At 70.5% G+C, this 14,291-nt stretch carries 12 protein-coding genes; 7 read left to right on the top strand and 5 right to left on the bottom strand.

Annotated elements, in window-relative coordinates; all coding sequences use genetic code 11:
- Positions 1 to 42: 42 nt before the first annotated feature.
- Genes HF024_RS06325 through HF024_RS06315 form a run of 3 tightly spaced genes read left to right on the top strand, consistent with a single transcriptional unit; the run spans position 43 to position 3,351 of the window.
- Positions 43 to 903: a branched-chain amino acid ABC transporter permease gene (locus tag HF024_RS06325; RefSeq protein ID WP_168689013.1), complete on the top strand. Its 861-nt coding sequence runs from the start codon at positions 43 to 45 to the stop codon at positions 901 to 903.
- Positions 890 to 2,653, top strand: a complete 1,764-nt coding sequence (locus tag HF024_RS06320; protein WP_168689012.1) for an ATP-binding cassette domain-containing protein — start codon at positions 890 to 892, stop codon at positions 2,651 to 2,653. Before HF024_RS06325 ends, HF024_RS06320 begins: the two co-directional genes overlap by 14 nt.
- Positions 2,650 to 3,351 (top strand): ATP-binding cassette domain-containing protein, encoded by a 702-nt coding sequence (locus tag HF024_RS06315; protein WP_168689011.1) that lies wholly within the window; start codon positions 2,650 to 2,652, stop codon positions 3,349 to 3,351. Before HF024_RS06320 ends, HF024_RS06315 begins: the two co-directional genes overlap by 4 nt.
- 100 nt (positions 3,352 to 3,451) lie before the next feature.
- Here HF024_RS06315 and HF024_RS06310 read toward each other — a convergent pair whose 3' ends face one another.
- The 3 genes from HF024_RS06310 to HF024_RS06300 are packed head-to-tail and all read right to left on the bottom strand — an operon-like array spanning position 3,452 to position 6,638.
- A complete protein-coding gene (locus tag HF024_RS06310; protein ID WP_168689010.1) occupies positions 3,452 to 4,255 on the bottom strand; it encodes an SDR family oxidoreductase in 804 nt (267 codons plus the stop codon).
- A 53-nt stretch (positions 4,256 to 4,308) separates the two neighbouring features.
- Complete coding sequence (locus tag HF024_RS06305) at positions 4,309 to 5,103, bottom strand: SDR family oxidoreductase (protein ID WP_168689009.1); 795 nt, start codon at positions 5,101 to 5,103, stop codon at positions 4,309 to 4,311.
- Positions 5,103 to 6,638 carry an APC family permease gene (locus HF024_RS06300; protein ID WP_247597332.1) on the bottom strand — a complete coding sequence of 512 codons (1,536 nt, stop codon included), beginning with the start codon at positions 6,636 to 6,638 and terminating at the stop codon, positions 5,103 to 5,105. The genes HF024_RS06305 and HF024_RS06300 overlap by 1 nt, the downstream gene beginning before the upstream one ends.
- Before the next feature lie 187 nt (positions 6,639 to 6,825).
- Between HF024_RS06300 and HF024_RS06295 the strand changes: the two genes are divergently transcribed.
- The 4 genes from HF024_RS06295 to HF024_RS06280 all read left to right on the top strand — a co-directional run bounded on the left by HF024_RS06295 (position 6,826) and on the right by HF024_RS06280 (position 12,127).
- On the top strand, positions 6,826 to 8,829 hold the full coding sequence (locus tag HF024_RS06295) for a primary-amine oxidase (protein WP_168689007.1): 2,004 nt from the start codon (positions 6,826 to 6,828) through the stop codon (positions 8,827 to 8,829).
- A gap of 50 nt (positions 8,830 to 8,879) precedes the next feature.
- Positions 8,880 to 9,758: a molybdenum cofactor biosynthesis F family protein gene (locus HF024_RS06290; protein WP_168689006.1), complete on the top strand. Its 879-nt coding sequence runs from the start codon at positions 8,880 to 8,882 to the stop codon at positions 9,756 to 9,758.
- Positions 9,755 to 11,422 (top strand): amidohydrolase, encoded by a 1,668-nt coding sequence (locus tag HF024_RS06285; protein ID WP_168689005.1) that lies wholly within the window; start codon positions 9,755 to 9,757, stop codon positions 11,420 to 11,422. The genes HF024_RS06290 and HF024_RS06285 overlap by 4 nt, the downstream gene beginning before the upstream one ends.
- Before the next feature lie 111 nt (positions 11,423 to 11,533).
- Complete coding sequence (locus tag HF024_RS06280) at positions 11,534 to 12,127, top strand: TetR/AcrR family transcriptional regulator (protein ID WP_168689004.1); 594 nt, start codon at positions 11,534 to 11,536, stop codon at positions 12,125 to 12,127.
- On the opposite strand, the gene HF024_RS06275 is transcribed toward HF024_RS06280, so the two are convergent.
- Positions 12,114 to 13,100 (bottom strand): MBL fold metallo-hydrolase, encoded by a 987-nt coding sequence (locus HF024_RS06275; RefSeq protein ID WP_247597331.1) that lies wholly within the window; start codon positions 13,098 to 13,100, stop codon positions 12,114 to 12,116. The two genes, HF024_RS06280 and HF024_RS06275, sit on opposite strands and share 14 nt — an antisense overlap.
- Before the next feature lie 94 nt (positions 13,101 to 13,194).
- Positions 13,195 to 14,184 (bottom strand): methyltransferase dimerization domain-containing protein, encoded by a 990-nt coding sequence (locus tag HF024_RS06270; protein ID WP_247597330.1) that lies wholly within the window; start codon positions 14,182 to 14,184, stop codon positions 13,195 to 13,197.
- Positions 14,185 to 14,291: the final 107 nt, after the last annotated feature.

The raw sequence follows: 14,291 nt of genomic DNA, 5'->3' as shown, positions 1-14,291 counted from the left end.
GGAGGCGAGCCCCGCATCCACCGTTTCTGAAAGGAGCCCCGGATGCTGCAGGGCGCCCTCGCCGGCCTCGCCGCCGGTGGACTGTACGCCGTGCTCGCGGTGTGCCTCACCCTGATGTCCCGCCTGGTGCGGGTGGTCAACTTCTCCCAGGCCGCGACCGGGATGTTCGGCGGATTCGTCGCCGTGTGGCTGGTGAGTCACGGCGGCTGGCCGATCTGGCTCGGCTCGCTGGCCGGCGTGCTCATCGGCGGGGCTCTGAGCGCCCTGATCGGGCTGATCATCGCCACCTGGCTGCCGGAGGCGGACACCACGACACGCTCGGCGGTGACGGTGGGGCCGCTGCTGCTGCTCATCTCGCTGTCGTTCATCCTGTTCGGCAACAAGCCGCAGCCGTTCAGCCCCATACTCTCCGGCCCGGCGTTCTCCATCGGCGGCGTGGTGGTCAGCCAGGTGACGGTCGCGACCGTCGTGCTCGCCGTCGTCGTGGCCGTGGCCTGCCGGCTGGTGCTCACCCGCACCTCGATCGGCACCAAGCTGCGCGCACTGTCGGAGCGGCCGACGACGGCCGAGCTGATCGGCATCCCGGCCAAGCCGCTAAGTGTCGCAGTGTGGGCGGTCACCGGGCTCATCTCCGCCCTGGTCATCATCATCGTCGCCCCGTCGCAGTCGAACGACGCGACCAGCCTGTCGATGCTCATCGTGCCGGCGTCGGCGGCGGCGCTGCTCGGCGCGTTCAAACGGCTCGACCTCGCCGTGATCGGCGGCCTCGTGCTCGGGCTGCTCAGCGGCCTGGTGGCGCAGATCGACGAGGTGTCGTTCATCCGGAACTTCCTGCCGTTCCTGTTCATCATCGGATTCCTGCTGTGGACGCAGCGCAAGGAGGTGTGGGATGCGGCGCGTTAGCGGCACCCCCGCGGCACGGATCGCCCTGCCGTTCATCGTCGGAGCCGTCGGCCTGGGCGCCGGATACGCGCTCAGCGTCTCGCTCTCCGGCTACTTCGTCTTCCTCGCGGTGAGCGCCGTCGTCGCCGCCATCGCGATTCTCGGGCTCGGCATCGTGACCGGCAGCGCCGGGATGATCGCGCTCTGCCAGCTGACGTTCGCCGCGGTGGGAGCGTGGATCGTCTCGCTGCTCAACGTGCTGAACGCGCCGGGCGGGTTCATCGTCTGGCTCATCGTCGGCGGCCTGGCCGCCGGGGTTGTCGGCGTGCTCGTCGGCCTGCCGGCCCTGCGGCTGCGCGGGGTCAACCTCGCGGTGGTCACGCTCGGCTTCGCCGCAGCGGCCGACGTGACGCTGGTGCAGATCCAGTTCCCCGGCTCGACGGACGGCATCTCGGTGCTCCGGCCCGACGCGTTCAGCGACGACCGCTCGTACTTCTTCTTCAGCGTGCTCGTGCTGGTGGTCTGCGGCATCGCGGTGTACTTCCTGCAGAACGGCCGCTGGGGGTCCAGCTGGAAGTCCGTCGCGTTCTCCGAGCGGGGCACGGCCTCTGTCGGAGCGAGCGTGCGCAGCTCCAAGCTCACCGCCTTCGCCGTGAGCGCCACCCTCGGCGGGGTGAGCGGCGGCCTGATCGCCGGGCAGGTGGGGCTGCCGTTCGCGAGCAGCTTCACGCCCATCCAGTCGCTCGCGCTGTACGTGCTGGCGATCATGTCCGGCGCGTACCTGATCGACATGGCGATCTTCGGCGGCATCGTCTGGATCGCCGTGCCGGAGCTGCTGAAGCGCTGGGGCATCCCGCAGGACTGGGGCTTCGTGATCTTCGGTGTGCTCGGCGTGCAGGCGCTGACCAGCGGGTCGAACCTGGGGCAGAGCATCCGGAACGCCTGGTGGAAGCGGCAGGCGGCGCGGCGTCCGGTGGAGGTGGCCGCCCCGCTGTCGGACGCGGACGCGGTGCGGGATGCCGTGCTCTCCCCCGCCCAGCCGCCCGCGCCGGACCCGGCCGCAGCGCCCGTGCTGGTGGTCGAGGACCTCGGCGTGGCCTTCGGGCAGGTGAAGGCGCTGAACGGCGTGAGCCTGGTGGTGCCGGAGAACACGATCATGGGACTCATCGGCCCGAACGGCGCGGGCAAGTCCACGTTCGTGGATGCCGTGACCGGCTTCCTGCCGCAGCACACCGGACGGGTCAGCCTCGACGGCCGCGACCTGCGCGGGCTGTCCGCCACGGCGCGCGCCCGGCTCGGCCTCCGCCGCACCTTCCAGCAGGACAGGGTTCCGCCGACGCTCACGGTCGACGCGTACGTCCGCTTCGTCGCCCGCCGCCGCCTCAGCACGGCCGAGCTCGACGAGACGCTCGCGTTCTTCGGCTGCCCCACCGCCCGCACCCGCCTGCAGAACGTGGATGTGGGCACCAGGCGGCTCGTGGAGGTGGCGGCCAACGTGCTGGCCCGGCCGCGCATCCTGATCCTGGACGAGCCGGCGGCCGGACTGTCGCACGAGGAGCACCTCGAACTCGGAGCACGCTTGCTGCAGGCACCCGCACGGTTCGGGATGTCCATCGTCCTGATCGAGCACGACCTCGACCTGGTGCGCTCCGTCTGCTCGAGCCTCACGGTGCTCGACTTCGGCGAGGTGCTCGCCAGCGGTCCGCAGGCGGAGGTGCTCGCCGACCCCGCCGTCGTGAAGGCGTACATGGGTGAAACGGAGATGCTGTGAACGCGGACAACGAGCTGGTGCTGGATGCGGTCACGGTCAGCCGTGGCGCAGGACCGGTGATCAGCGAGGTGAGCCTGCGCGTCGAGCCGGGCAGGATCACGGCGCTGGTCGGGCCGAACGGCGCGGGGAAGACGAGTCTGCTCGAAGCCATCTCGGGGATCGTGTCTCCGTGCGGCGGCACGGTCAGCGTCGACGGCGACTCGATCGCGCGGCTCTCCCGGGTGCAGCGCGCCCGGCGCGGCATCGTGCACATCGAGCAGGGGCGCGCCATCTTCCCGTCGCTGACGGTGCAGGAGAACATCCGGCTCACCGCCGGCACGCAGGAGGGCGTCGACGAGGCGCTCGCGCAGTTCCCCGAGCTGGAGAAGCGGCGGACAAGCGCATCCGGGCTGCTGTCCGGCGGCGAGCAGCAGATGGTGGTGCTGGCGCGCGCGTTCGCGTCGAAGCCGAGGTTCCTGCTGATCGACGAGATGTCGCTCGGGCTCGCGCCGGTGGTGTTCATGCGGCTGCTGCCGATGATCAAGCAGTTCAGCGAATCCGGGGTGGGCGTGCTGCTCGTCGAGCAGTTCACGCACCTGGCGCTGGGCGTCGCGACCGACGCGCTCGTCGTCGCCGGCGGGCGGGTCACGTACGCGGGCGATGCCACCACCCTGCAGGCCTCCCCCGAGATCCTCCACCGCGCCTACCTCGGCGGCTGATCCCGCGCTCCCAGATAATCGAGTCCGGACTTATGCACGCCTCCACCGGCGTGTCGCGTGCATAAGTCCCGACTCGATTATCTGGGGGCGGGACGGACGGTCAGGCGTCGAGGGGGATGGTGGGGACGTCGACGATGTGGGCGCCGCCGTCGGCGACGATGGTGGCGCCCGTGATGTACGAGGATTCGGCGGAACCGAGGAAGCGGATGACGGAGGCGATCTCCTCCGGCTGGGCCGGGCGCGCGAGCGGGACGGCGGCCGTCACGATGCGGTAGCCCTCCTCGCGGCTCGCCAGCCCGGACGCCCTGGCGAAGTCGTCCATCTCCTCGTCGGCCATCGGCGTCTGCACCCAGCCGGGGCAGACCGCGTTCACGCGCACGCCGAACCGGCCGTAGTCGCGGGCGAGAGACCGGGTCAGCCCGATCAGCGCGTGCTTGCCGACCGTGTATCCGGCAACGCCAGGACCTGCGAAAAGCCCGGCGAGCGACGACACCACCACGATCTGCCCGTGCGACTCGACCAGCTGCGGCAGGGCGGCCCGGGCGAGCACGAACGCCGTCGTCACGTTGGTGCGGAAGGACAGCTCCCACGCGGCGTCGTCCGTCTCGTCCACGGTGCCGAGCCCGTGCCCTCCGGCGTTGGCCACGACAACGTCGATGCGTCCCAGCTCGGTGACGACCTGGCGCACGGCGGCCTCCGCGTCCTCGCGCACGCTGGCGTCCGCGACGATCGCGAGCCCTCCGGTCTCCGCGGCCACGGCGTCGAGCGGCCCGCGACGGCGGCCGACGAGCACGACGTGCGCACCCTCTGCCGCATAGCGGCGGGCGGTCGCGGCGCCGATGCCGGTGCCTCCCCCGGTGATGACGACGACCTTGCCGTCGATGGATGCTCGGCTCAGGGGCACGGCTGCCTGCTTTCTGTGCTGGGTGGTGACGCTGTGGGTGGTGACGCCGGCGGTCACGCCGGGAAGGACGATCGCGCCAGATAGCCGAAGTCGGAGACCAGGGCGTGCCCGTTGACCGGCCTCGATGCCGGCGACGCGAGGTACAGCACGTGTCTGGCGACCTCGTCCGGGCTCTGCACGGGGAAATCCGCGTCCGCGAATCCCCCGGGCTCGACGCCCAGATCGGCGCGCGCCATCGGGGTGTCCACAATCGACGGACATACGGCGTTGACCCGCACGCCATCGGCGGCGAGATCGACGGACAGGGCGCGCATCAGCTGCAGCACAGCGCCTTTCGACGCGTTGTACGGCACCATCCCGGGAGCCGCGACGAAGCTGGAGTCCGACGCGAGCAGCACCACGGACGGCGACGAGGTGAGCCGCAGCCACGGGAGCGCGTGTTTGACCACGAGGAACGGTCCGGTGACGTTGACAGCGAGCACCGCGTTCCAGTCCGCCAGCGCGATCTCGTCGACGCGGGAACCGAACGGGCCGGAGATCCCCGCGCAGGCGACCACCGCATCCACGGTGCCGAGGGCGGCCGCCGCCGACGCGACGGCCGATGCCACGGAGGACTCGTCCGTGACGTCCACCACGAACTCCGCGGCCTCGACGGCGCCGTCGGCTCCGACGGCGCCGACCGCTCCGGATGCGCGCAGCTCGTCGCCGGCGGCGGCCAGCCCCGGCGCATCCCGGTCCAGCAGCGCCACCCGCGCGCCCTCGGCGGCGAACGCCAGCGCGCACGCCCGGCCGATGCCGCTGGCCGCGCCCGTCACGATGACGCCGCGGCCGGCGAGTCCCAGCTCCATCAGTCCTCCGGCACCAGCTCGGGAGCGCCCGTCTCCTCTGTGCCGTGGCCGATCTGCGCGTACACGCGTGGGTTGCGTCGCTTCAGGATCGCTCCCCAGACGATCCCGAGGATGCCGGGCACGATCACCACGGCGGGCAAGATGAACGTGGTCGCGGTGGCTGGGGCGGTCGGGTCGCTGGTGAGCAGCACATTGAAGTTGACCAGGATGAGCACGAACACCACGAGCAGGGCGACGCCGGAGACCACGGGGGCGACCAGCCGCTGCCAGACCCCGACGCCGTGCCGGTCGCGGCGGAAGAAGCCGATCACGGCGACAGACACCACCGCCATCAACAGCACGAGCCCCATCGCCCCGCTGTTGGTCAGCCAGGAGAACAGCGTCAGCACGGGGAACAGCGCGGCCGGAGCACCCTCCGGCGGCACCCAGCCGACGCTCGCGATGGCGAAGACGGCGATCACCACCACGGCGAGCGCCGTCTGCGTCACCGATCCTGCCCACGGTGCTCCGCTGCTGGCGCGCACCCTGGACAGCCAGCCTGGCAGCACGCCTTCGCGGCCGAGCGAGAAGAAGTAGCGCGAGACAGCGTTGTGGAAGCTGACCAGGGAGGCGAACAGGCTGGTGACGAAGAGCAGCTGGGCGATGTCGCTGACCACGACGCCGACGTTGGTGGAGAGGAAGGTGAAGATGAGGTCGGGGCCCTGCTTGGTGGCGTCCGCGATGACCTTGCTCGGGCCGGAGCCGACCGTCATCGCCCAGGACGAGAGGGCGTAGAACAGCGCGATGATGCCGACGGCGGTATAGGTGGCCCGCGCGACCGTGCGCTTCGGGTCCTTGGACTCCTCGCCGTAGATTGCGGCGGACTCGAAGCCCATGAATGCTGCGATGCCGAAGGCGAAGACGGCGCCGATGCCGGTGACGAACAGGCTCGACGGGCTGAGCGCCTCGGCGCTGACGCCCTCCGGCGCGACGATGAACGCGGCGACGTCGTAGACGATGACCACCACGAACTCGAGGGCGACCAGCACGCCGAGCACCTTCGCGGACAGGTCCACCCTGTTGACACCGAGGACGGCGATGAGTGCGATGCAGACGAGGATCGGCAGCCACCACGGCACATCCCAGCCGAACTTCGCGTTCAGGAGGGAGGAGACCTGGAAGCCGAACAGGCCGTACACGCCGATCTGCATGGCGTTGTACGAGACCAGCGCGACGATCGAGACGCCGACGCCGGCCGGGCGGGAGATGCCGCGGGCGACGTAGGAGTAGAAGGCGCCTGCGTTGGTGACGAAGCGGCTCATCGCCGCGTAGCCGACCGCGAAGATCGCGAGCGTCACGCCCAGGATGAGGAACGAGAGCGGCACCCCCGTGACGCCGGTGACCGCGAACGTGGTGGTGACGCCGCCGGCGAGCACGGTGAGCGGCGCGGACGCCGCGATGATCATGAACGTGACGGCGGGGACGCCGAGGCGCCGCCGGTGCGCGGACGGCGTGGTGGCGGCGACGGCGTTGGCTGCCTGATCTGTGGAAGTCACGGGGTACTCCTCGGTCGGCGCGGCACAGGATTCGCCACGGCTATCAGCGATATTCCCGCTTCCTCCACAGATCGGGCTTGGCTCCAACTGCACACAACTTGACTCAACAGGCACATCGCGCCGGTGCGCATTCCCCAGGATGGAGTACGGCTTCGATACTGAACAGACCACCAGCAGAAGGATGTCCATGTCCGCGCACCACCACACCAGCACAACGACCGCACCGACCACGGTCGCGCATCCCCTCGATTCGCTGACGGCCGCCGAGCTCGCGCGCGGTCGCGACATCCTCGACGCAGCGGGGCTCATCGGGCCCGGCACGCGGTTCCCGTCCGTGCTCCCCGTCGAGCCCGCCAAGGAGGCCGTCGCCTCCTTCCGCCCAGGGGATGCGATCGAGCGGCGCATCCTGTTCGTGCTGCTGGACACTGCCACCGGGCAGTCGGCGGAGGCTGTCGTCTCCCTCACCACTTCGGAACTCGTGAGCCACACGCCGCTGTCGACGGGCGCCGCGCCGTACGGGCAGCCGCAATACCTCTTCGAGGAGTACGAGGCGGCCGAGCGGATCGCCAAGGCGTCCCCGGAGTGGCAGGCGGCCATGACGCGTCGCGGGCTGGCCGACCGCATGGAGCTGGCGTTCTGCGCACCGCTCGCGCCCGGGCACTTCAACCGGGCGGACGAAGTGGGCAGGCGCGCCATCCGGTCGCTGACGTTCCTGCGATCGAGCATCGACGACTCGCCGTGGTCGCATCCGGTGGAGGGGCTGATCGTGCACATCGACCTCACTGCCGGCACGGTGATCCGGGTCGAGGACGAGGGCGACGTCCCCGTGCCCGCGATGGACGGCAACTACGACGCAGCGACGGTCGGACCGGCCCGCACCTCGCTGAAGCCGATCGAGATCACGCAGCCGGAAGGGCCGAGCTTCCACGTGGACGGCCAGGCGGTGAAGTGGGAGAACTGGAAGTTCCGGGTCGGCTTCAACGCGCGCGAGGGCCTGGTGCTGAACCAGGTCACGTTCCGCGACGGCGACGAAGACCGGCCGGTGCTCTCTCGTGCGTCCGTTCCCGAGATGGTCGTGCCGTACGGCGACACGACGCCCACCCGGTTCTGGATCAGCTACTTCGACGCCGGCGAGTACCTGCTCGGCAAGAACGCCAACAGCCTGACCCTCGGCTGCGACTGCCTCGGCGTCATCCACTACTTCGACGGCGTGGTCGCCGACGACCACGGAAACCCGGTCACCATCCCCCAGGTGGTGTGTATGCACGAGGAGGACTACGGCGTGCTCTGGAAGCACACCGACCTCACCGGCAAAGCGGAGGTGCGGCGCTCCCGCCGCCTGGTCGTGTCGTACTTCTCCACCATCGGCAACTACGACTACGGCTTCTTCTGGTACTTCTACCTCGACGGCACCATCCAGGTGGAGGCGAAGGCGACGGGCATCGTGTTCGCGGGAGCCGGCATCCCGGGCTCCGACGACCCGCACGCGACCGAGATCGCGCCAGGGCTGTTCGCTCCCGCGCACCAGCACCTGTTCTGCGCGCGGCTCGACGTGGCGATCGACGGGGAGCGCAACTCGCTCGCGGAGGTCGACGTGGTCGGCATCCCGATCGGCGAGGACAACCCGTACGGCAACGCGTTCACCTGGACCACCACGCCCATCCGCAGCGAACGGGAGGCCGGACGCCTGGCCAACACCGCATCGTCGCGAGTGTGGGAGGTGACCAGCTCCAACAGGCGCAACCTGGTCGGCAAGCCGACGGCGTACCACCTCGTGCCGCAGCCGGGGGCGACGCTGATGGCGCAGCCGGAATCGACCGTGTTCGGGCGCGCGATGTTCGCCACCAAGCACCTGTGGGCGACGGCGTTCGATCCGGCCGAGCGCTTCCCGGCCGGCGACTACCCCAACGCACACGCCGGAGGGGCGGGCCTCCCCGCCTGGACGGCCGCCGACCGCTCGCTGGAAGACACCGACATCGTGCTCTGGCACGTCTTCGGTCCGACGCACATCCCGCGCCCGGAGGACTGGCCGATCATGCCGGTCGACTACTCCGGCTTCCTGTTCAAGCCGTACGGCTTCCTCGACCGCAACCCGGCGCTCGACCTGCCGGATGGCGCTGCCGCGTCATCCTGCTGCGCGGGCGGCGACAGCGGCGAGCACGGCGGCGGCGAGTGCCGCTGCGAGCACTGACCACCTGACGGCATCCCTCTGCACCACCCCTCACCGAACGGAGACATCACATGAGCGCTCTCACCCTGTCTGACACCTCCACCTGGCTCCCGCTGGACGGGCTGGCCCCCGGCTTCGACGCGAACAAGGCGGAGCCGACCGCCGACCTCACCGGGCGCACCGTCGCGCTCGTCGACGAGCGCGGCACCAGGATCGTGCACCGCTTCGGCGCGGACAGCGTCGAGTGGGAGTACCAGCCGGGAGACGGGGATCCGATCGCCGCGTCCTCCGGCATCGACCCGTACGAGGCGTTCGAGGTCGACACCGGGCTGTACTTCGCGCAGTTCCACCACCAGCACAAGCCCGACGAGGCGGTGTCGCTCGTCATCGACCTGACGAACGGCCGGGCGCTGTCGATCATCCAGGCCATCGGAGACCAGTTCCCCGGGAACACCGCGGTGCGTCAGCTGTTCGTGCCGTCGCTCATCGAGGGCGTCGAGACCGGCGGGGCGGAACCGGCGCCGACCACCGCGCTGATCGGCCGCCGGGTGATGTGGGTGTACAGCAGCGAGCACGCGTACGAGCACGTCTACCTGAGCCCGCAGTGGTACTCGTGGCAGTGCCTGGCCGGACCGGAGAAGGGTCTCGCCGACACCGACGAGAACTCGGTCTGGGAGATCCGCCCCGGCATCTACGTGTTCACCTGGCGCGAGAAGGTCATTCCGTGCGCGTCGGTGACCATCGCCGACCACCGCAACGTGCGCGCCATCCGGTCGCACGGCGTGCTGTTCGGGCTGGACGAGTCCGGCACCGTGCCGACGCACTTCACCTTCGGGGCGTACGGGCGGCTGCTGAGCAACACCGTGCATCCGGACCCGTACGATCCTGCGGTGCCTGCTCCCACGGCGGGCGCCCACGCTCAGGATGCCGGAGCGGACACCGCGCGATGAGCACCGTCGGTGAGGGCGCGGCCGACCTCCTGGTCACGAATGCCACCGTGTACACCGTGGACCCCGATCGCTCGCGGGCGGAGGCGTTCGCCGTGCGCGGCGGCCGGATCGTCGCCGTCGGTTCTGCGGCGGAGCTGTCCGGCCTGCGCGGGCCGGAGACGCGGGTGCTCGATGCGGCAGGCGCGTTCGTGATGCCCGGCCTCGTCGACGTGCACAACCACCACGCCCACGCCGGACGGGCGGAACTGTTCGAGCTCACCTTCTCGAACGGCGCGAGCTACGACCAGATCCTCGACGCGGTGCGCGCATACGCCGCGACCCGCGGTCCGGACGAGTGGATCGTTGGCAGCAGCTGGGGCACGGGACTCCTCGACCGGCTCGGGCACGCCCAGGCGCGGCGCGGGCTCGACGAAGCGGCAGGGGGCCGTCCCGTGCTCCTCACCGACGACAGCCACCACAACCGGTGGGTGAGTTCACGGGCGCTGGAGCTCGCCGGGATCGACGCATCCACACCGGATCCGGATCGCGGCGTGATCGTGCGCGACCCGGAGACCGGGGAGCCGAGCGGCGTGCTGCTCGAAGCGGCCGGCCTGCTCGTCGAAGAGGTGGCGCAGCCCGCCGTCGCCCTGAACGCCGCCCAGCAGGAGCAGGCGTCGGCGCGCGCCATCGAGATCGTGCACTCCTACGGCATCACCGCGTTCCAGGATGCGGCGATCTCGCTCGACCAGATGCGGGCGCTCAAGGCGCTCGACGACCGTGGGGCGCTGAGCGCGTGGGTCGTCTCCTCGATGACCGTCAACGACCAGATCTTCGGATACGCCGAGCTGGGAGACGCGCTCATCGCGCACCGTGCGGAGCTGACGGGCGAGCACCACCGCCCCGACTTCATCAAGATCTTCCTCGACGGAACGCCGCCGGCGCACAGCGGCGCGTTCCTCGAACCCTACCTTCCGTCCGACGCGCACGGCGCCCACTTCCACGGCACGACCACGATGCCCGCCGACGAGTTGCTCGGCTGGCTGCGACGCACCGCCGCCCAGGGCATCTCGGCCAAGATCCACTGCTCGGGAGACGCCGCCGTCCGGATGGTCCTGGATGCGGTCGAGACGGTTCGCGCGGAAGGCCACACCGCTCCGCTCTACCAGATCGCCCACGGGCAGTTCATCGCCGAGAGCGACCTGCCACGCTTCGCGCAGCTGGGAGTCTCTGCGGACATCTCGCCGTTCCTGTGGTTCCCCGGCGTGATCGCCGACGCCCTCAGCACCGTGCGGCCGGCCGAGGAGGTCGCCGGGCTGCAGCCGAACCGGTCGCTGATCGACTCGGGCGCCCTGGTGGCCGGAGGGTCCGACTGGCCGGTGAGCGAGACCCCGAACGCCTGGGAGGGCATCGAGGGGCTCGTGACGAGGGCAGACCCGTCCGGGCAGCGCAGCGGCGTGCTCGGGATCGAACAGGCCATCACGCTGCCGGAGGCCATCGAAGTGTTCACCGTGAACGGCGCGACGGCGATGGGCCTCGGAGACGTGACGGGCTCCCTCGAACCCGGAAAGTCCGCCGACTTCGTCGTGCTCGACCGCGACCCGTTCGCGGTGCAGGAGCACGAGCTGCACAGCATCAGGGTGCTGCAGACGTTTTTCGAGGGTGAGCAGGTGTTCTCGCGGGAGTGACGCGTCCTCCGGTGCCGGGCGGAGCGGTTACCCTACACTTGTTGACTACGCGGCTGTCGATGCCGGCCACACCATCGTGGCCGAGTCCCAGCGCGTTTCGAGGGGAGACGTATGCCCAAGGTGATCGACCACGATCAGCGGCGCTCTGACATCATCGACGTCACCTGGGCGCTGATCGTCAAAGGCGGCCTGGAAGCTGCGACGATGCGGGAGATCGCCAGCGAGGCCGGCTTCGCCAACGGGGCACTGAAGCACTACTTCCCCGGCAAGGACGAGATCATCCAGGGCACGTACGACCGCGCCCTCGGCATGATGAGCGAGGGCGTGGCCACCGCTGTCGGCGACGCGACCGGCCTCGAAGCCCTCCGCGCGATCGTCTACGCCTCCGCCCCGCTCACCGAGGAGGCCATCGTCGCCGGCCGCGTCCTGCTCAGCTTCTGGGAGCGGGCGATGTCGAACGACGACCTCCACCAGGCGTACCTCTCCCACCTCACCAGCTGGCGCGGCGGCCTCCGCACGTACATCGAGCAGGGCAGGGCGGCCGGCGACATCGTCACCTCCACCCCCGACGAGCAGCTCGTCGACGAGATCGTCCTGATCAACGTCGGAGCCAACGTGATGAGCCTGATCGCCCCGCACCTCTCCACCCCGGCACTGCTTGAGGCGCAGCTGGACGCGTTCTTCGAGCGGATCACGACCGCCTGAGGTGGTCGCGCCCCTCCGGTGAGCGCGCGAACGCGGCGTGCATCCCGGTCTGGGTGAGAGCGGACAGCAGGGTGAAGCCGGAGAGGCCGTCCCAGCCGCTCGTCCAGGTGAGCGTGCGCGCCAGCTCCCACACGGTCTGCTCCTCCGCGGCGGCGGTTCCGGATGCGAGCCCTGCGGCGACCTCCTGGGTGCGCCGCAGCTGGTGTCGCGACAGTTCCGCGCAGCGCTCCGCCAGCCCGGTGAACACGTCCTCGTGTCCTGGCGCCACCTCGCGTTCACCCAGCGCCGCGACCCGTTCCAACGAGTCCAGGTAGTCGGCGATCGGGTTCCTGGTGAACCCCGGGCCGAGCCCGATCCCCGGGTTGACGGTCGGCAGCACGTGGTCGCCGGTGTAGAGCATCCCGAGCTCGGCGTCGTCCAGGCAGAGGTGGCCCGCGGTGTGGCCGGGCGTCCACAGCACCCGGATGCTCCTGCCGGGGATCGCGAGGATGTCGCCGTCCCGCACCCCGGCGATCCGGTCGGCGGCCCCGTCGGGGAGCGTCGTCGCCGCTGTGGGTCTGCCCGCCGCGGCGAGCAGTTCGGGACGCCGCTGCTCCGGCACGCCCCACGCCTCGAGTTGCGCGGCGGGGTCGGGAGCGGGCACAGGTGGCGCGAGCAGCGCATCCCGTTCCCGCTCGTGCAGCACGACGGGCGCGCCGGACGCCGCACTCACCTCGAACGCGAGCCCGAGGTGGTCGGGATGCAGGTGCGTGGCGATGACGGACGCGACAGAGTGCATCCCGTGCCCGATGCTGCGCAGGGCGGCGTCGAGGGCGGCGAGGTTGTCGCTGCCAGCCGTGCCGGGGTCGACGATGTGGATGCGGCCGTCGGCGTCCTCGATGAGGTAGCAGAGGCTGTACGGCAGCCCGCCCGGATGCATCGGGACGCGCAGGGCGTGCACGCCGGGGTGGAGTTCTCGCAGCTGCCCGGTCACCGCTTCAGGGTATCGGGGTGTGGTGTGCGCGCGGGTGGCGCGGCCGGAACGTGCCCGGCCGCGCCACCCGCGCATCCACTGTCCGCTCGCCTGGTCAGGCGGCGTCGGCGATCAGGATGCGCGGGCTGCCCGGCAGCGCGACCGTGCCGCGCGGGGTCCATCCGGCGGCAGTGAGCCAGTCGCGCACGACGCTCTCCTGGTAGACCACCGTTCCGTCGATGTTGTAGTACTCCCCCGCGTGCAGCGCGTCGATCTTGCGCTGCTCGGCGTCGTCGTCGAGGAAGAAGTCGAGCACCAGCAGCGTCGCGCCCGGCGCGGCGGCGGCACGGGCGTGCTCGAAGATGCCGCGGTTCTGGGCGTCGTCGAAACGGTGGATGACGTGGTTGACGAGGATGAGGTCGTGCTCCCCGCCCGGCTCCGCCGTCGCGGTCTCCGCCCCCTCCACGACCGACCGGTCGGCCAGCCCGGCCGCCTCGACCGCCGCCTGCACGGACGGCACGGACTGCGGGTCGAACACGAACCGGGTGCGCAGCTCGGGGTTCGCCGCCATCGCCTTCGCCGCGAACGCGGGGCTCAGGCCGCCGAGGTCGAGCGCGTTGCGGTACGGCGTGAAGTCGAAGTTCTGCACCAGCATCGCCGCGTGCAGTTCGTTGTACGTCATCACGCCGTCGAGGAACGCACCCCAGCCCGCATCGTCGAGGTCGAGCGTTCCCGCGTCGTTGGTGTCGACGGTCGAGTCGTAGCCGAGCCACTGGCTGTAGCTGGTGGCGTTGAGGAAGGCGAGGAACGGCGCGAGGTCGAGCTCGGCGCGGTCGCCGGTGAGGTAGGCGGCGGCGTCGGGGGTGAGCGCATACCGTCCGTCTGTCCTGCTGAGGAGTCCCTGGGCGGCCATGCTGTCGGCCAGGATGCGGATCTGCTGCTCGGAGACACCGGTCGCCGCCGCGAGCCCGGCCACGTCGAGCGGCCCGTCCGCGAGGGCGGAGAACAGTCCGACGCGGCTGGCGGCGAACAGCTGCTTCGCTCCCATGAAACCGATCGCGATGTCGACGATCGCCTCGGGCGTTGCTGCACGGGTTGAGGTCACTTGTCACGCTCTTTCTGTCGTGGCGCCGCCGCAGTCTGCTCCGGAATGAGCCTCTCCGGACGGCGATGTCTGAGTGGAGATGCCACGACTCTACATACGTTGACGTT

The sequence above is a fragment of the Leifsonia sp. PS1209 genome (assembly GCF_012317045.1).
In the GTDB taxonomy this organism is placed as follows: Bacteria; Actinomycetota; Actinomycetes; order Actinomycetales; family Microbacteriaceae; genus Leifsonia.
The sequence above is the reverse complement of the archived record's forward strand: the minus strand, read 5'-3'. Positions and strand labels throughout refer to the sequence as shown.